Origin of the sequence: Limnohabitans sp. Rim28, from assembly GCF_000293865.2 — a bacterium.
Classification (GTDB): Bacteria; Pseudomonadota; Gammaproteobacteria; order Burkholderiales; family Burkholderiaceae_C; genus Limnohabitans_A.
Genome location: NZ_ALKN02000002.1, coordinates 323763 through 340861 on the forward strand (window position 1 = coordinate 323763; position 17099 = coordinate 340861).

Here is a 17099-nt window from a genome sequence, read left to right on the forward strand (position 1 = left end):
GATTCGGCCGCGACTTGTTTCACCCCTCGCCCAGGACAAGTCCATGACCACGCTGCTCATCCACCGCGCCCGCTGCATCGCCACACAAGACGATGCCAACACCGAACTGAAAGACGCCTCGTTTTTGATCCGGGACGGCCGCATTGAACGCATCATCCCAGCCTCTGAACATACCGATGAACTGGTCAAGCAAGTCGACGAGGTGATCGACGCCCGCCGCCATGTGGTGGTGCCGGGCCTGATCAACACGCACCACCACATGTACCAGTCGCTCACGCGGGCAATTCCGGGCGTGCAAAACGCCGAACTGTTTTCCTGGCTCCAAGGCCTGTACCCGATTTGGGTGGGCCTCACACCCGAGATGGTGCGCGTGTCAGGCCAGGTGGCCATGGCCGAGCTGCTGCTGAGCGGCTGCACCACCAGCAGTGACCACCTCTACATCTACCCCAACGGGGTGCGGCTGGACGACAGCATCGAGGCGGCGCACACCATGGGCATGCGCTTCACCGCCACGCGCGGCAGCATGAGCGTGGGCGAGAGCCAAGGCGGCCTGCCGCCCGACAGCGTGGTCGAGCAAGAACCCGCCATCCTGAAAGAAACCCTGCGCCTTATCGAGACCTGGCACGACGCCAGCTACGGCGCCATGACGCATGTGGCCGTGGCCCCTTGCTCGCCCTTCAGCGTGAGCCAGGACCTGATGCGCGAATCGGCCAAGCTCGCCCGCGCCCACGGCGTGCGCCTGCACACCCACTTGGCAGAAAACGACCACGACATCGCGTACACGAAAGAAAAGTTCAACTGCACACCTGCGCAATACGCCGAAGACTTGGGCTGGGTGGGCCACGATGTGTGGCACGCCCATGGCGTGAAGCTGGACGACGATGGCACCTATTTGTTTGCCCGCACGCGCACCGGCATTGCCCATTGCCCGTGCAGCAACATGCGTTTGGCCAGCGGCATCTTGCCCCTGCGCAAAATGCTGGACGCCGGTGTGCCCATTGGCCTGGGCGTGGACGGCAGCGCCAGCAACGACGCAGCGCATTTGCTGAACGAAGCGCGCCAGGCCATGCTGCTGGCGCGTGTGGGGCGGGCCTTGGAGCCGTTCGGTTGTGACCACGGCCCGGCCGACATGACGCCCCGCGACGCCCTGCGCCTGGCCACACGCGGGGGCGCCGAGGTGCTGGGCCGTGCCCACGAGCTGGGGCAAATCAAAGAGGGCTTTTGCGCCGACATCGCCCTGTTCCGAACCGACACGCTCAGCATGGCGGGCGGTGCGGTGCACGACCCGGTGGGGGCACTCTTGCTGTGCGCGAGCGACAACGCGGACTACACCATCGTCAATGGCCGCGTGGTGGTGCGCCAAGGGGAGATTGCCACGGTGGACATGGGGCCGCTGATTGAGCGGCACAACCAGCTGGCTTTGCAGCTGGCGATGGGTTCAAGGTGATGCCGCTTTTGCTGAACCCATGACCATGGGACAGTCATAATCCGTTTGCGCTTCGTTGGACAATGATTCAAGGCATCTGTCTCAAAAACGAATTTTTCCATCACAGACCTGCCTTTCATGCACCGCACCATTTTTGACACCCCCATCGTCAACACCACCTTGCGCGGCATCTCGCTGGCCTTTCTCCAAGTCACAGGCTGGAAGGTCGAGGGCAGTTTGCCTGCCGGTGTCACCAAATGCGTGGTCATTGCAGCGCCGCACACCAGCAACTGGGACTTGCCCTACACCCTGATGGTGGCGTATGTCTTGCGCCTGCAGATTTACTGGATGGGCAAAAGCAGCATTTTCTCGTTCCCTTTTGGCCCGGTCATGCGCTGGCTGGGCGGCATCGCGGTCAACCGCTCGCAAGCGTCGAACTTGGTGGATTCGTGCGCGCAAGCATTGGTCAACGCCGAAGGCTCGGTGCACCTGGTGGTGCCACCTGAAGGCACGCGCAGCAAAACACGCTATTGGAAAACTGGCTTTTATTACATCGCGCTGCAAGCGCAGGTGCCCATCGTGATGGCCTACATGGACTACTCGCGCAAAGTCAGTGGCCTGGGCCCACTGTTCTACCCCACGGGCGACATCGACAAGGACATGGTCGCCATCAAAGCGTTTTATGCGCCCTTCAAGGGCAAAAACGCCGATCAGTTTGAAACACCGCCAGACCAACAAGCTTGACGGCGCCAGGCTTTAAAGCTGCCGCACTTGGGCGAGTGAAGGCCGCTCGTCGTCGCACCGAACCAGCCTGCCCAGCCCTCAGTCCAGCTTGGCCCCCGCCACAAACCAGCGCCCGATCATGGCGCGTTCTTCTTCGGTCATGCCGGTGGCGTTGCCCATGGGCATTTGTTTGCTCACCGCGACTTGCTGGTAGACGTTTTGCGCGTGCTGCTTGATCTGGTCAGGGCTGTCGAGGCGCACGTTTTTCATCTGCACTTGCGCGTTGTGGCAACTCAGGCAATGCTTGTCCACCAGCACCTGCACCTGGGCAAAACTCACGGGTGCCGCGGGGGCAGCCGAGGCCACGGGGGCAGCCGGCTTCAAGGCCACGATCACGGCCAAAATCATCACCACGCCCACCGCCGCAAAAGGCCAGGGGTTGGCTGCGCGTCCCAAGTGGAAGGCGTGGCGCTGCACAAAGAACTGGCGAATCAAGGCACCGGCCAGCATCATCACAAACAGCAGCACCCAGCGGTGTTCGTGCGTGTACAAAAAGCTGTAGTGGTTGCTCAGCATCGCGAAGATGACGGGCAGCGTGAAGTAAGTGTTGTGCACGCTGCGCTGCTTGCCGCGCTTGCCGTGGATGGCCAAAGCGTTGGCGTCATAGGTCTCCCCGCTGGTCATCGCCGCCACCACTTTGCGCTGGCCGGGAATGATCCAGAAGAACACGTTGGCGCTCATGGCGGTGGCAATCATGGCACCCACCAACAAGAAGGCGGCGCGGCCAGCAAACAGTTCATTGGCCAACCAAGAGCAGAACGCCACCACCACGATCATCAGGCCCGCCACAATCAGCTCGCCGTTTTTGCGAAAGCCAAAGACACGGCAAATGATGTCGTACACGAACCAGAAGGCCACCAACAAGCCCACCGCGGCCGATCCGGCCATCACAGGCGTCCAGTCCATCAGCGACTTGTCGATCAAGAAAGTGCCCGCGTTGTAAAGGTAAAGCACCGTGAACAGCGCAAAACCGCTCAGCCAGGTGGAGTAACTCTCCCAATAGAACCAATGCAACTTGGTGTGGATGACTTTAGGGGCCACCATGTACTTTTGGGGGTTGTAAAAACCGCCGCCATGCACCGCCCACATCGCGCCGCCCACGCCTTTTTCAAGCAAATCAGGCGAGTTGGGTTTTTGCAGGTTGTTGTCCAGAAAGACGAAGTAGAACGAGGAGCCAATCCAGGCGATGGCCGTGATGACGTGCACCCATCGCAGCAACAGATTGGCCCATTCCAAAAAATACGATTCCATGAAGGATTCTCCAACCTGCTCACCACCGCGGGCCCTGTGAGCGGGTATTCGATCGCGAACATGAACCAAAGATTCTTGCGCCGCTGCGACCAGTGCACCGAAGTGTATACAGTTTGCGTTTGAGATTCCAGTATCCCTGAGGCTTAACCGCCTAGGGGAAACCAGCAAGCGCTTGTCAACGCATCACCCCGTCAAAGTGATTGCAAGAGTTGTGCCGCCACCGCCACGGCGATGACCTCTGGCTCTTTGCCCGTGATGCCGGACACGCCAATCGGGCAGGTGATGTGCGCGATCTCTTGTGCACTGAAGCCCCGGTCCTCCAAGCGGTGCCGGAAAGTGGCCCATTTGGTAGCGCTCCCAATCAGGCCCACAAAAGGCAAGTCGGCCTGCGCCCGCTGTCGCTTCAAACACGCGATCACGATGTCCAAGTCTTCGGCATGGCTGAAACTCATGATCAACACCCGGCTGCCCGGGGCCAGATCGGCCACGGCGGCCTGCACGGGGTTGGAGTGTTCACAATCCACGCCACTCGGCACATCGGGCGGAAAAATCTCGTCGCGGCTGTCGATCCAACGCACCGCAAAGGGCAAAGGCGCCAAGGTCTGAACCAATGCTTTGCCCACATGCCCGCCCCCAAACAGCGCCAATGGGCTGCGCTGAGGGACCCACTGCTCACGCAGGCGGGGCAAATCCGCTGCATGGACTTGCTCAAAAGACAAATCGACGGCGCCACCACAGCATTGCCCCAAACTGGGACCCAAGACTTGGCTCAAACGGTGGGGTACAGCGTGCCCCGACAAAATGAGCCGGGCATGCGCCAAAGCTTGAAACTCAAGGTGCCCCCCGCCAATGGTGCCCTGCTCGCTCTGGGCAAACACCACCATCAGCGTGCCCGGCCCCCTGGGAACAGACCCTTTGGTGGCCATCACCGTCACCAGCACCGCCGACTCTTGGGACAAGCGCGTCCATGCCTCATTCATCCAATTCACATTGATTTCCAATCGTCCATCAAGGACTCGCCAAGCCTGTCAGCCAATGCCACAATCACGCGAGTAAAACGCTGAGTATGCCAAGGAGTGACACCGGACATGACACATCAGACAGGAATAAGCCGCACTTTAGGTGCCCGCATCGGCATGGCGCTGGGGGCGCTGGGCCTGACATGGTTAAGCGGCTGCAGCACGCCGCCTGCGCCAGTCCAGCAAGCTGTCACCGTACCTGCTCAGCCAGTGGAGCCCCCACCACGTCCGTACGTGGCCATGCCCGAGCGCCTGATTCCACCAGCGCCGGCGTACAGCCCACCCCCCACGGTCAAAAAATCTCTGGCACGCAATGCCCGAGAGTACCGCCACGATGCCGCCAGCCATTTGTACGCCCAACACCAACAGCGCATCTTCAAAGGTCGCTTGCCCCCCATGCTCGAAGCCGTGGGCGTGATCCATGTCAACATTGACCAACGGGGCAGCGTCAAAGCCATCCAGTGGCAACGTGCGCCCAAACATGCGCCACAGGTGATGCGGGAGATTGAGCAAATGGTCAAAGCCGCTGCCCCCTACCCGGTGCCTCTGCACATGAGCCAGGTCACTTACACCGACGTGTGGCTATGGCACAAAAGCGGCAAGTTTCAGCTCGACACCCTGACCGAAGGACAGGACTGAAGACACGCACAGCAGCAAGCCCAAGGGGCCTCACGCGGGCTTCACCATGCCCACCTTGGCGCGGTCACGGGAAAGGGCTTCACGGTCGGAAATGCGCCGGAACCACAAAGTGGCCAGGGTTGAACTGACCATGATGAACAAGGAATAGAGCACCGGTATCAACAACACCTGTTGTTGCTGCACGCCCGTGAAGGTCAACGTGACGATCAGCACACCGAGGGGGCCGTTCTGAATGCCTGTTTCCAGGGCAATGGTTCGCGCTCGACGCTTGTCCTGTCGCACCAGCCGGGCAAAGGTGTAGCCCACAGCAAAGCCGAACACGCCCAAACCGATCGACCCGAAATACACCTGCCACGGCGTCGTGAGCAGCAGCTGCCAGTTGCGTGGCACCCATGAAACCATCAGGAAGAGAATGACCAGCACACCGAGCACGCCGCCCAGCAGCTCCAGTGTGGCGCCAATGTTGGGGTTGAGCTTGCGAAGGCCCATGCCAATGGCCGTGGGCACCAACAAGACAAACAGCACCTGCGCCACATTTTCCGGGGGGATCTTCCAGTTGCCGTCAATGCCCATGCTGAAGAAACCCAAAGTCAGGGGCACCATCACCACAGCCAACAAGGTCGAGACAATGGTCATCAACAAGGACAAGGACAGCACGCCCTTGCTGAAGTAGTTGAAGATGTTGCTCGTGGTGCCTCCGGGCAAACAGGCCATGAGGATGAGACCGACAGCATAGGCGTACCACTGAGAGGCATCCTGTGAAGCATTCGGCAGCAGCACCAGATGGGCCAAAGTGAAGCCGACAATCGGGGTCAGCAGGTAGGTGGTGACCACGCCAATGCCAATGCCTACTGGCCTCTTGAGCGCGATCATGAAGTCCTTGAGGGTCAAGGAAGCGCCCATGCCCAACATGATGATCATCATCATCACGCCCAGCAGTTTGGTTTCAAATTCGGTGACCATGTGTAACTCCGCTGTGGCGCTCAGGCGCGGTTGAATTCATTTTTGACTTCGGCTTTCAGGTCCTTGCGCAGGACCTTGCCAATCGGCGACTTGGGCAGCTCGTCGCGCAGCACCACCGAGCTGGGGCGCTTGTAAGCGGCCAGGTTTTGCTTGCAATGTGCGAGCACGTCTTCGGTGCTCAGTTGCCCAGCATGGTCGGGGTTCGGCACCACATAGGCGCGAACAGCCTCACCCGTGCGCTCGTCGGGCGTGCCAACCACGGCCACCTCGAGCACAGCATCCATCTGAGCGATCACGTCCTCCACTTCATTGGGATACACGTTAAAGCCCGACACCAACACCATGTCTTTTTTGCGATCCACGATGCGGAAAAATCCCTCGGCATCCATCACACCGATGTCGCCTGTAGCGAACCAACCCTCGTGCATGACGTTGGCGGTTTCGGCCTCGTTTTGCCAATAGCCTTGCATGACCTGTGGGCCGCGCACCCAGATCTCACCGGGCTCGCCCACGGGCACGTCTTGACCGCTATCAGACACCAAGCGCACATCGGTGCCCGGTGCCGGAATGCCAATGCTGCCCAAGCGGGGCTCCCCACTCAAGGGGTTGAAACTCACCACAGGCGAGGTCTCGGTCAGGCCATAACCTTCGGCAATGGGGGTACCGGTGACTTCACGCCAGCGCAGCGCCACCGCGCTGTGCAGGGCGGTGCCGCCAGCGATCGAGGCTTTCAAGTGCTTGGGTGGGTAAGCCAAAAACCACTCTTCATTGAGCAGGCCATTGAACAAGGTGTTGACACCGGTCATCCAGGTCAGCGGGTAGTTTTCAACAGCCCGCTGCAGGTTCTGCACCGGGCGCGGGCTGGGCACCAGGATGTTGTGTGCACCCATGGACAAGAAGCCCAGCAAGTTGGCCGTGAACGCGAAGATGTGGTACATGGGAAGCGCCGTCAACACGCACTCTTTGCCGGGGCTCATGTGGGTAGCACCCATGGCCAACATCTGCTGCACATTGCTCAGCAAATTGCCGTGGCTGATCATCGCGCCCTTGCTCACACCCGTGGTGCCACCGGTGTATTGCAGCAAAGCCAAATCGTGCGGCTGCAAGTCTTGCCAATAGGTTTTGGCAGGCTGCTGGACCAAAGTGGCACGGCCTTGGGCCAGCGCCGCCTGCAAGCGAACATGCGGCACGGTCACCGTGGGCAACACCTTGCTCCAAACCTTTTGCACGCCCCGGATGATGCCGCGCGGAATGGCCGGAAAAAACTCCGGAACGCCCGCCAAAACAATGTGCTGCACACCGGTTTTTGCCAGCACCTCAGGGAGCTTGTCGGCAAACATGTCGACCACCACCAAGGCTTTGGCCTGGCAGTTGTTGAACTGGTGCACCATCTCATTGACGGTGTACAAAGGGTTGGTATTGACCAGCACGCAACCGGCCTTGAGCACACCAAAGGCCACCACCGGAAAAGACAAACTGTTGGGCAACTGCACCGCGACACGGTCGCCACGGGCCAAGCCCAGGGTGCCGCGCAAATAGCCTGCAAACGCGTCCGACAAAGCATCGACTTGCGCAAAACTCAAACTGCCATTCATGCCGTTGGGCACCACGCAGGTGAAAGCCGCTTTGGCCTCGCTGTCGCGCGCCCAGCGGGTGCAGTGCTCGTGAATGAAGTGCGCCAAATTGTGGTGTGTGCTGGCGGGCAAATCAGGGGCAATGCCGACCTGGGGGTAAACCGCTGACCACGGACGATGCGCGCCAGCGCTGTCGGGGTTGATGTTCATAGAACTCCTTGTAGGGACCAGATGACCTCATGCATGCACGCTGGAAATGCTGCACATCGGGTTCTGCTTTGATTCTGATGGTTGCGTTGTAGGTGCTGCTTGCAACGAGCCGCCATTATTCACGCAATCGGGGGTCTTAGAGGCGATGGGCACGCCACATTTACGGGTGTTTTCCCTGAGCAAAAACCTTGCATTAAGAAGGTTTGATGTCCTCATGCGCCGCACTGGGCAACCAGCTCAAAATCAGGCAGGTGGTCACAGAAAAGCCTGCCAACACCATCAGTGATGGACCAAAGCCCATGGCTTTGACCACGGGCCCTAAAGCCCAGACAGACAAGGAGCTCACGCCAAACGAAACACCCAGCCGCATGCCCGACACGCGTGATCGCAAGCGATCGTCCACATACCGGGCGATCATGTAATCGGTGAAAGGTATAGCGCCGAAGATGAACACCATCACGCCCGTCAACGCCACAAACAACCACCAGCCTTGGGCCTGAGAGGCCAAGATCAGCATGGGAATCTGCGCCATCACCATGAACAGGAAAAAAGGTTTCAAGGCAAATCGGTTGATCAAATGCCCCACGACCAACTGCGCCAAGGAAGCCACGGCATACACCACGGCCAACAACAAACCCAAAGCGGCAGGATCTTCCATCACGCCCACAAAGCGTTCCGTCAGCAGCAAGCCATTGCCGTTGGTGGTGAAGTTGAACAACACGCTGCTGGTCACCGCGGCTGCTGTCATCACCACCAGTGCACGCGCCAGCATGGGCCCGGGCAAGCTGACCTTGGCGCCGCCTTTGCGTTTGGCAGGCGAAGACACCTCGGGCGGGCAGCTGCGTGCAAACAAGAGGCCGCACAAGAGTGCGCCCACACCCGGCACCACAAAAGCTGCGCGCCAACCCAGCCACTGAATCAAAAAGCCCGTGAGCAAAGCCGCCACGGCCACGCCCAAATTGCCCGCCAAACCATTAAAGCCAATCGTCGCACCCGGGTTGGGTGAGCGCTCCAGCAGCATGGGAATGCCCACCGGGTGGTAGATGGCGGCGAACACGCCGATCAGCGTCAGGCAAGCGGCCAGCTGCCAGGGCGTTTGCGCGAAGGCCGTCAGGATGGCGGCTGCGCCAATGCCAAAAAAGAAGACCAGCATCATGCTGCGGCGGCCCCACAAATCGCCCAGCCGCCCCGCAGGCAAAGAGCCCAGACCGAACATGAAAAAAGCCCCCGCGCCATACGGCATGAGGTCTTGCCACTGGGCCAAGCCCATGTCGGCCGCGATGGCGCTGACCGACGCCGCAAAAATCAGCAAAAACAGATGGTCCAGCGCGTGCGCAATGTTGAGCAAGCCCCTCACCACGCGGGGGTGGTCGGCCACCACTTCGGTCACGGATGTGTTCACGCTTTCAACGCCTTGACCTGCGAATCAGCCTGTGGTCTGGGCGGGTGCAACATCAACCGATGTTGCATCCAAGGATTTGGCGGTTGGCGGCTGCAGCACGGGCTCGGGCGCAAAACACATCTTCTCGCCGTCCCAGCGCTGGCCACACCAGCACACGCCTTCGTCATTGATGATGCAAGTGCCGGTGCCGCAGCACCGTGGATCGTCTGACATGGGTCTTCTCCTGAAAATCAAGCCCTCACAGGCCTGCTGTCGCCTTGGCTTTTTCGCAGGCCATCAAGATGCGCTCGGGCGTGGCCGGGGCGTCCATGTACACCACGGATTTGTGGTCAGCACTGGCGGCCACCGCATCGCGCAAAGCGAAGAAGGCCGACAAGCCCAGCATTAAAGGCGGCTCGCCCGTGGCCTTGCTGTTGAAAGGCGTGGGTTTGAGGTTGGCGTTGTCGAACAAGGACACGTTGAAGTGTTCTGGGATGTCGCCCGCCACCGGAATTTTGTAGGTGCTGGGGCCGTGCGTGAGCAGCTTGCCCTTCTTGTCCCAAATGCACTCTTCCATGGTGAGCCAGCCCATGCCTTGCACATAAGCGCCTTCGATCTGGCCTTTGTCCAGGGCAGGGTTGATGCTGCGGCCCACGTCGTGCACGATGTCCACCGCCTTGAGCCACCACTCGCCGGTGCGGGTGTCGATTTCTACTTCACTCACGGCAGCGCCGTAGCAGTAGTAATAAAAAGCACGGCCATTCAGGGTCGCGAAGTCGTATTTGATTTCAGGCGTCATGTAAAAACCCGTGACCGACAAGCCCACACGTTCCATGTACGCTTGCTTGGTCACATCGGCCCACTTGACGGATTTGCCGCCGCCATGCAGTTCGTTGTTGGAGAAACTCACCTGATCTGCAGCGCAGCCCAGCATGCGGGCCGCCACGGGCTTCAAGCGCTCGCGCATTTGCATCGTGGCGTTCATGATGGCCGCGCCATTGATGTCAGCACCGCTCGACGCCGAAGTGGCCGAAGCGTTGGGCACTTTTTGCGAGTCGGTGGCCGTGATGCGCACCTTGTCCACGCTGATGCCCAAACCATCGGCGCAGACCTGCGCCATCTTGGTGTTCAGGCCCTGGCCCATTTCGGTACCGCCGTGGTTGCAGCTGACCGAGCCGTCCATGTAAATCACCAGCAATGCACCGCCCTGGTTCAGGTGCGTGGCCGTGAAGCTGATGCCGAACTTCAGGGGCACCAGCGCCATGCCGCGCTTGCGGGTTTTGCTCTTGGCGTTGAAGGCTTGCACTTGCGCGCGGCGCTCGGCGTATTTCGATTCCTGCTCCACCTGGTCGATCACCTTGTCACACACCCAGTCTTCAATCAGCTGGTTGTATTGGGTCGTCATGGTGTCGGGCGTGCCACTGATGGCGGGGTCTTTGTAGAGGTTGAGCTTGCGCACGACCAAGGGATCTTTGCCCAAAGTCATCGCGATCTCGTCCATCACCGTCTCGATGCCGAACATGCCTTGGGGGCCGCCGAAACCCCGGAAAGCGGTCGCGCTTTGCGTGTTGGTTTTGCAGCGGTGGCTGACCAGTTTGAGCGCTGGCAGATGGTAGGTGTTGTCGATGTGCAGACAAGCGCGGTCGTTCACCGGGCCCGAGTAATCGGTGCTGTAGCCGCAGCGCGACATGAGCGTGATGTTGGCGCCCAGCACGCGGCCCGTGTCGTCAAAACCGACTTCGTAGTCGATGCGGAAATCATGACGCTTTCCGGTGATGGTCATGTCGTCGTCGCGGTTCACGCGCAGCTTGACCGGCTTTTGCAGTTTGAACGCGGCCAAGGCAGCGCTCTGACTGAAGATGCTGGCGTTGCCTTCTTTGCCACCAAAGCCGCCGCCCATGCGGCGGCAGATCACCTCCACATCGTTGGTGTGCAGGTTCAGTGCGTGCGCGGCTTCGCGCTGGTTGCCGTCGGGGTGCTGGGTCGACACATACAGCGTCAGCTGGCCGTCTTCCTTGGGCACCGCGTAAGTGATCTGGCCCTCCAGATAAAACTGCTCTTGCTGGCCGGTGTTGGTGCTGCCTTTGATCTTGTGGGGTGCATTGGCAATCGCCGCCGCTGCGTCACCGCGCGTGATGCCCTTGGGGGGCATGATGAAACTGCTCGCGGCCATGGCCTCTTCGATCGTCAAGACGGGCGTGAGTTCTTTGACCAACACCTTGGCTTTTTTGGCGGCTTCGCGGGCGTAGAGCATCTCGCGCGCCACCACCACAGCCACGGCCTGACCCAGAAACTCGACCTTGCCAGCGGCCAGGAACGGGTCGTCATGGATGATGGGGCCACAGTTGTTTTCGCCGGGAATGTCTTGGGCCGTGTAGACCGCCACCACGCCGTGTTCCTTGAGGATGGCCGCGCGGTCGATGCCGTCGCCAATCAACTCACCATGCGCCACGGGCGACAAGATGAGCGCGGCATACAAAGTGCCTGCGTGCTCAGGAATGTCGTCGATGTAGGTGGCCGAGCCGGTGACGTGCAAGTGCGCAGACTCATGCACCAACTCTTTGCCCTGCTGAACGTCAGAAGCAGGCAACAGGTTTTTGATGGGGGTAGGAGCGTTCATTCAAGCCACCTCTTTCGTTTGTTCTTCGATGAATTCGAGCACCAGGTTGCGGGCGACCAGGGCGCGGTAAGCCCAGGTGGCGCGCAGGCCGTCACGGGCGGTGAAGCTCGCAGCAATCGCGGCGTCCAAATCGGTCGACTTCACATCGGCAGGCTCACGACCCTCCAACACGGCTTCCAGTTTGGGGGCGCGGCAAGGCGATGGGGCCAGGCCGTTGTAGGCCAGTTTCACGCCACTCAGCTTGCCGCCTTGCAGCGTGTAGCTGATGGCCGCGCAGGTGGCCGAAATGTCTTGCTCAAAACGCTTGCTCACCTTGTGGGCGCGGAACACTTGGCCTGCCACGGGCTTGGGCAACTCGATGGCTTCGATGAACTCCCCGGGCACCATCACGTTTTTCTTCATGCCGGTGTAGAAGTTGTCCAGCAGCACCTTGCGGGTTTTGTCACCGCGGCGCAGCACCAGACTGGCGCCCAGCGCCATCAAGCACGGCATGGTGTCGCCAATCGGCGAGCCGTTGGCAATGTTGCCCGCCAGCGTGGCCGTCGAGCGGATGGGCGGAGAGCCAAAACGGCGCAGCACCTCGGTGAAGTCGGGGTAGGCTTGAGCCAACAGCGCTTCGACTTGGGTGAGCGACACGGCAGCGCCCATGCGCCAGGCAGTGGCGGTCTCGGACACTTGGCGCAGTTCTTTCACATTGCCCAAATACATGATGTGGTCGGGGCGGCTGAACTGTTTGTTCACCTGCAAACCGATTTCGGTGCTGCCCGCCAGCAAGGTGGTGGTGGGGTTCTTGACGAGATAGTCGGCCACTTCGGCGATGGTGGCAGGCGAGACAAATTCATTGCCCTTGCGGGTGCGCACCACGGGCTGCACGATGATGTCGCCGTCCAGGCTCAGGGTGGGCACGCTGGCGCGCTTGATTTCTTTGAGCAGCGGCACATCGGCGCTGTCGTCGAGCTTGAGCGCCTCGGGCTTGGCGCAGGCCTGGGTGGCCGAATCGATGATCGGCTTGTAGCCCGTGCATCGGCACAGGTTGCCACTCAGCGAATCGGTGATCTGCTGGCGGTTTGGGGTTGGCAGCACCTGCACCAGGTTCACCAAGCTCATCACGATGCCCGGCGTGCAAAAGCCGCACTGCGAGCCGTGGCACTTGATCATTTCTTCCTGCACAGGGTGCAAGCTACCGTCGGCTTTTTTCAGGCTCTCGACGGTTTTGACCGATTTGCCGTCCAACGAGGGCAGCAGCTGAATGCAGGCGTTGGTGGCCACATAGTCCACACCCGTGCCCGCCGCATTGAGCTCACCCACCATGACCACACAAGCGCCGCAATCGCCTTCGGCGCAGCCCTCTTTGGTGCCGGTTCGGTGCATTTGCTCGCGCAAATAGTCCAGAACGGTGGTGGTGCGGCGCTCGCCCTGGGCTTCGACGATGCGGCCGTCGAGCACAAAGCGCACGGTGTTGGTGACTTGGGTCATGGGAGGTGAAGGTAGGTAATCGGGAAAGCTTGATTTTAGAGAGGGAAAACCCGCTGTGGATGGCTTTTTCAAAGAGAACGGGCAAATACGCCCATTTACAACGAAGCCGCATCGCCATTGGGGCAGCTGTTGGGTACTTTGGCATCCACACCGTTGCGGTACACCCACGGGGCCAAAGCCTCAGCCGACCACAAACCCCTTTGGACCGCTCGGGCCTGTGCCTGTGCCGCGGCATAGGCTTGCCGTTGGCGGATATCGATCTCGCATTGAAAGGCCTCGTAATACCAAGCGGCGCCCACCCAGACCATGTTCTGGTTGACATGGGCGCAGTCGGTCTTGAAAACGGTGCCCACCACCCGGTCGTAGCGGTCTTTTTCCGCGTAGGCCACGGTGACCGTCTGGCCCAAGACCATGGCGGACAAATGCGCCCGTGACAATAGGCCATAGGCTTGGTCCAGCTCGGGGGCGTCGATGCTGGCAAGCCGAATGGATTCACCGCCCACGGTGATCGTGTCACCGTCGTGCACCGATGTGACCACGCCTGAGATGCGCTGGGTGCCCACGCTCACACCGCAATGCGTGTTGCCCGTTGCAGGCGCAAAACTCGCACCGTCCCCACCGCCGCATGCCGACAAAGCCACCGCAACAATGAATATCAAAGGCCTCAACATGGCAGGAGCTTAGCCGACTGAGCGTCTACACTGTCCCCATGCCCAACACCGACTACACCCCTTGGTATGTCTCACCCAAGGGCAAATGCCAGCTTTCGGACTTTGACACCGAGCCTCCCACCCAAGGGCAACTTTCTGGCGACGAATTGGCGGCGCACTTGGCAGACATGGGCGAAAAGCTCGACAAATTGCAAAGCACCCTGCATGCAGCCAAGACCCGGGGCTTGCTGGTCGTTTTTCAGGGCATGGACACCTCGGGCAAGGACGGCGTGATCCGCAGCGTTTTCACCCACGTCAGCCCCTTGGGCGTGCGGGCCGAAGCCTTTGGCGTGCCCACAGAGCTGGAAAGCCGCCATGACTTTTTGTGGCGCATCCATGCCAAAGCGCCTGCGCGGGGCGAAATGGTGATTTTCAACCGCAGCCACTACGAAGATGTGCTGGTCACCCGTGTGCGGGGCGTGATTGACGAGGAAACCTGCCAACAACGGTACGGCAACATCCTGCACTTCGAGTCTTTGCTGCACAACGCGGGCATCAGCGTTTTGAAGTGCTATTTGCACATTTCCAAATCCGAACAAAAGAAACGCCTGCAAGCCCGGCTGGATGACCCGCGCAAACATTGGAAGCTGCAGCCTTCGGATTTTGACGACCGCGAGCTGTGGCCCCAATTCAACCAGGCCTACGAAGATGCACTGAGCGCCACCAGCACGCCCGAATCCCCGTGGTACGTGGTGCCGGCCGACAGCAAGCCTTATCGGGACAGTTTCGTGGCCGGGTTGATCGTGCAAACCCTGGAAAACATGAAACTCAAGCCCCCGAAGCCCAGTTTCAACCTGTCCAAAGTCAAACTGACTTGAGTACAACTCTGGCCCACAGTTCCGCTCCGGTCGTTTCACCGAAGACGGGCCCCGATGGCTTTCAGGAACCGCGATACGTCGAATAACTCCAGGGGCTGGCCAGCAGGGGCACGTGGTAGTGCTGGTCTTCGTGGGCCACGCCAAAGTCCAAAGACACGCGGTTCAGAAAATTGGGTTCAGGCAATTCCACGCCTTTGGCCTTGAAGTAGTCGCTCACATTGAACACCAACCGGTAGGTGCCTTTGCGCAAGCTGGCGTGGTCGTAAAGCATGCCATCGGGGTTGCGACCGTCGTGGTTGAGGGTGAAGCTTTTGACCAAAGTGGCCTGATCGCCCTGCGTGGTGTACAGGGCCACTTGCATGCCTGCAGCAGGGCAGCCGTGCATGGTGTCCAGAACGTGTGTGCTCAATCCCATGGTTTTGCTCGCTTGTTTCTTGAATGGGGTCAAAAGGATGGTTTTGGCAAGGCTTTAGACGGCCCCACAAACCGGTCGACCGAAGTGTATACAATTTTGCATTTGATGGCTATGATTTGCACCAACCACACCAAAACCGCTGGGTGAAGCCACCCAAAGGGACTGCGAGACATGGAAATTTCTACCACGCACCACATCGTCGAATCCCTGACCCGCGCCATCGTGGAGCACCGGCTTTTGCCCGGCTCCAAACTGGCCGAACAAAAACTGGCCGACCATTTTGGCGTGTCGCGGACCTTGGTGCGCCAAGCGCTGTTTCAGCTGTCGCAAAACCGCCTGATTCGTTTAGAGCCCGCACGCGGCGCGTTTGTGGCGGCCCCCTCGGTCGAAGAAGCCCAACAGGTCTTTGCCGTGCGCCGCATGCTCGAAGCCGAAATGACACGTGCCTTTGTCAAACAGGTCACGCCCGAACAAATCGCATCCCTCAAAGACCACATCAAGCAAGAGCGCGAAGCCGTGACGCAGGGCGACATCACCGGCCGCACCGAACTGTTGGGCGACTTCCATGTGCGCATGGCCGAGCTGATGCACAACGATGTGTTGGCCCAGGTGCTGGGGGACTTGATCTCGCGTTGCGCCCTGATCACGCTGATGTACCAGTCACGCAACGAGGCCGAGCACTCCACCGACGAGCATGTGGCCATCGTGGCCGCGCTCGAAGCGCAAGACTCTGACTTGGCTGTTCGCCTGATGCACGAGCACTTGCTGCACGTTGAAGCCAGCCTGACCTTTGACCGCAAAGTGCCCACCCACGACATTTCCCTGGCCTTGGCCTGAACCTTTTCGCACCCGCAAGAGCAACCATGAGCACCTACGACAGCACCCTGCCCTACCCCCGCGACCTTATTGGCTACGGCCGCCACGTGCCGCACGCGCAATGGCCTGGCGGCGCCCGCATCGCGGTGCAATTTGTCTTGAACTACGAAGAAGGCGGTGAAAACTCGGTGCTGCACGGCGATGCGGGTTCCGAGCAGTTTTTGTCCGAGATGTTCAACCCCGCGTCCTTCCCCGAGCGGCACATCAGCATGGAAGGCATTTACGAATACGGATCGCGTGCAGGCGTGTGGCGCATCCTGCGCGAGTTTGAAAAGCGCGGCCTGCCGCTCACCGTGTTTGGCGTGGCCACCGCACTGCAAAAGCACCCTGAGTTGACCGCCGCCTTCCAAGCGCTGGGCTACGACATCGCCTGCCACGGTCTCAAGTGGATCCACTACCAAAACATCGATGAAGCCACCGAACGCGCCCACATGGCCGAGGCGATGGCGATCATTCAGAAGCTGACCGGCGAGCGGCCCCTGGGCTGGTACACCGGGCGCGACAGCCCCAACACGCGCCGCCTGGTGGCCGACTTTGGCGGCTTTGAATACGACAGCGACTATTACGGCGAAGACCTGCCCTTCTGGATGAAAGTGCGCAAAAGCGACGGCACCGATGCGCCCCAACTCATCGTGCCTTACACGCTGGACTGCAACGACATGCGCTTTGCGCTGCCCCAAGGTTATTCGCACGCCGACCCGTTCTTCCAGTACATGAAAGACACGTTTGATGCGCTGTATGCCGAGGGTGACCCGAATGGCGACAACGCGCCCAAGATGATGAGCATCGGCATGCACTGCCGCCTGCTCGGACGCCCCGGCCGCATCACAGCCTTGCAACGCTTTTTGGACCACATCCAGTCCCACGACAAAGTCTGGGTGGCGCGGCGCATCGACATTGCACGCCACTGGAAAGCCACACACCCCAACAAGGACTGA

The 17099-nt window shown here is 60.2% G+C and carries 16 protein-coding genes; 6 read left to right on the top strand and 10 right to left on the bottom strand.

Features of this window, described 5'->3' with window-relative positions; translation table 11 throughout:
* Positions 1 to 43 precede the first annotated feature (43 nt).
* Positions 44 to 1447, top strand: coding sequence for an 8-oxoguanine deaminase (locus tag B472_RS04095; RefSeq protein WP_019425488.1), 1404 nt, complete (start codon positions 44 to 46; stop codon positions 1445 to 1447).
* Between the two features lie 117 nt (positions 1448 to 1564).
* A complete protein-coding gene (locus B472_RS04100; protein ID WP_019425489.1) occupies positions 1565 to 2170 on the top strand; it encodes a lysophospholipid acyltransferase family protein in 606 nt (201 codons plus the stop codon).
* A gap of 78 nt (positions 2171 to 2248) precedes the next feature.
* Here the strand turns inward: B472_RS04100 and B472_RS04105 are convergent, their stop codons facing one another.
* A complete protein-coding gene (locus tag B472_RS04105) occupies positions 2249 to 3460 on the bottom strand; it encodes a urate hydroxylase PuuD (protein ID WP_019425490.1) in 1212 nt (403 codons plus the stop codon).
* Positions 3461 to 3651: 191 nt separating this feature from the next.
* Positions 3652 to 4440 (bottom strand): xanthine dehydrogenase accessory protein XdhC, encoded by a 789-nt coding sequence (gene xdhC, locus B472_RS04110; protein ID WP_050995408.1) that lies wholly within the window; start codon positions 4438 to 4440, stop codon positions 3652 to 3654.
* A 108-nt stretch (positions 4441 to 4548) separates the two neighbouring features.
* Here xdhC and B472_RS04115 point away from each other — a divergent pair, with 108 nt between their 5' ends.
* Complete coding sequence (locus B472_RS04115; RefSeq protein ID WP_116798569.1) at positions 4549 to 5118, top strand: hypothetical protein; 570 nt, start codon at positions 4549 to 4551, stop codon at positions 5116 to 5118.
* Positions 5119 to 5148: 30 nt separating this feature from the next.
* Here the strand turns inward: B472_RS04115 and B472_RS04120 are convergent, their stop codons facing one another.
* The 7 genes from B472_RS04120 to B472_RS04150 all read right to left on the bottom strand — a co-directional run bounded on the left by B472_RS04120 (position 5149) and on the right by B472_RS04150 (position 14013).
* Positions 5149 to 6081: a bile acid:sodium symporter family protein gene (locus B472_RS04120; protein WP_019425493.1), complete on the bottom strand. Its 933-nt coding sequence runs from the start codon at positions 6079 to 6081 to the stop codon at positions 5149 to 5151.
* A gap of 20 nt (positions 6082 to 6101) precedes the next feature.
* A complete protein-coding gene (locus tag B472_RS04125; RefSeq protein WP_019425494.1) occupies positions 6102 to 7865 on the bottom strand; it encodes an AMP-binding protein in 1764 nt (587 codons plus the stop codon).
* 193 nt (positions 7866 to 8058) lie between these two features.
* Positions 8059 to 9267 (bottom strand): MFS transporter, encoded by a 1209-nt coding sequence (locus B472_RS04130; RefSeq protein WP_116798570.1) that lies wholly within the window; start codon positions 9265 to 9267, stop codon positions 8059 to 8061.
* Between the two features lie 24 nt (positions 9268 to 9291).
* Complete coding sequence (locus tag B472_RS04135; RefSeq protein ID WP_019425496.1) at positions 9292 to 9480, bottom strand: hypothetical protein; 189 nt, start codon at positions 9478 to 9480, stop codon at positions 9292 to 9294.
* A gap of 25 nt (positions 9481 to 9505) precedes the next feature.
* On the bottom strand, positions 9506 to 11866 hold the full coding sequence (xdhB, locus tag B472_RS04140; protein WP_019425497.1) for a xanthine dehydrogenase molybdopterin binding subunit: 2361 nt from the start codon (positions 11864 to 11866) through the stop codon (positions 9506 to 9508).
* Complete coding sequence (gene xdhA, locus B472_RS04145; protein WP_019425498.1) at positions 11867 to 13342, bottom strand: xanthine dehydrogenase small subunit; 1476 nt, start codon at positions 13340 to 13342, stop codon at positions 11867 to 11869. It lies immediately after the preceding gene.
* A 95-nt stretch (positions 13343 to 13437) separates the two neighbouring features.
* Positions 13438 to 14013, bottom strand: coding sequence for a thermonuclease family protein (locus B472_RS04150; protein WP_019425499.1), 576 nt, complete (start codon positions 14011 to 14013; stop codon positions 13438 to 13440).
* Between the two features lie 38 nt (positions 14014 to 14051).
* Between B472_RS04150 and B472_RS04155 the strand changes: the two genes are divergently transcribed.
* On the top strand, positions 14052 to 14870 hold the full coding sequence (locus B472_RS04155; RefSeq protein WP_019425500.1) for a PPK2 family polyphosphate kinase: 819 nt from the start codon (positions 14052 to 14054) through the stop codon (positions 14868 to 14870).
* Between the two features lie 61 nt (positions 14871 to 14931).
* On the opposite strand, the gene uraH is transcribed toward B472_RS04155, so the two are convergent.
* Entirely contained in the window at positions 14932 to 15285 is a 354-nt protein-coding gene (gene uraH / locus B472_RS04160) for a hydroxyisourate hydrolase (RefSeq protein ID WP_019425501.1), read from the bottom strand.
* Positions 15286 to 15456: 171 nt separating this feature from the next.
* Here uraH and B472_RS04165 point away from each other — a divergent pair, with 171 nt between their 5' ends.
* Both B472_RS04165 and puuE read left to right on the top strand, forming a co-directional pair.
* On the top strand, positions 15457 to 16122 hold the full coding sequence (locus B472_RS04165) for a GntR family transcriptional regulator (RefSeq protein ID WP_019425503.1): 666 nt from the start codon (positions 15457 to 15459) through the stop codon (positions 16120 to 16122).
* A gap of 26 nt (positions 16123 to 16148) precedes the next feature.
* Entirely contained in the window at positions 16149 to 17099 is a 951-nt protein-coding gene (gene puuE / locus B472_RS04170; RefSeq protein WP_019425504.1) for an allantoinase PuuE, read from the top strand.

Bases quoted from the DNA above. Each gene is read 5' to 3' on its own strand.
- puuE (WP_019425504.1), top strand. From the start codon at position 16,149: ATGAGCACCTACGACAGCACCCTGCCCTACCCCCGCGACCTTATTGGC.
- B472_RS04150 (WP_019425499.1), bottom strand. From the start codon at position 14,013: ATGTTGAGGCCTTTGATATTCATTGTTGCGGTGGCTTTGTCGGCATGC.
- B472_RS04155 (WP_019425500.1), top strand. From the start codon at position 14,052: ATGCCCAACACCGACTACACCCCTTGGTATGTCTCACCCAAGGGCAAA.
- B472_RS04125 (WP_019425494.1), bottom strand. From the start codon at position 7,865: ATGAACATCAACCCCGACAGCGCTGGCGCGCATCGTCCGTGGTCAGCG.
- B472_RS04100 (WP_019425489.1), top strand. From the start codon at position 1,565: ATGCACCGCACCATTTTTGACACCCCCATCGTCAACACCACCTTGCGC.
- B472_RS04095 (WP_019425488.1), top strand. From the start codon at position 44: ATGACCACGCTGCTCATCCACCGCGCCCGCTGCATCGCCACACAAGAC.
- B472_RS04165 (WP_019425503.1), top strand. From the start codon at position 15,457: ATGGAAATTTCTACCACGCACCACATCGTCGAATCCCTGACCCGCGCC.
- uraH (WP_019425501.1), bottom strand. From the start codon at position 15,285: ATGGGATTGAGCACACACGTTCTGGACACCATGCACGGCTGCCCTGCT.
- B472_RS04105 (WP_019425490.1), bottom strand. From the start codon at position 3,460: ATGGAATCGTATTTTTTGGAATGGGCCAATCTGTTGCTGCGATGGGTG.
- B472_RS04115 (WP_116798569.1), top strand. From the start codon at position 4,549: ATGACACATCAGACAGGAATAAGCCGCACTTTAGGTGCCCGCATCGGC.
- xdhB (WP_019425497.1), bottom strand. From the start codon at position 11,866: ATGAACGCTCCTACCCCCATCAAAAACCTGTTGCCTGCTTCTGACGTT.
- B472_RS04120 (WP_019425493.1), bottom strand. From the start codon at position 6,081: ATGGTCACCGAATTTGAAACCAAACTGCTGGGCGTGATGATGATGATC.
- xdhA (WP_019425498.1), bottom strand. From the start codon at position 13,342: ATGACCCAAGTCACCAACACCGTGCGCTTTGTGCTCGACGGCCGCATC.
- B472_RS04135 (WP_019425496.1), bottom strand. From the start codon at position 9,480: ATGTCAGACGATCCACGGTGCTGCGGCACCGGCACTTGCATCATCAAT.
- xdhC (WP_050995408.1), bottom strand. From the start codon at position 4,440: ATGAATGAGGCATGGACGCGCTTGTCCCAAGAGTCGGCGGTGCTGGTG.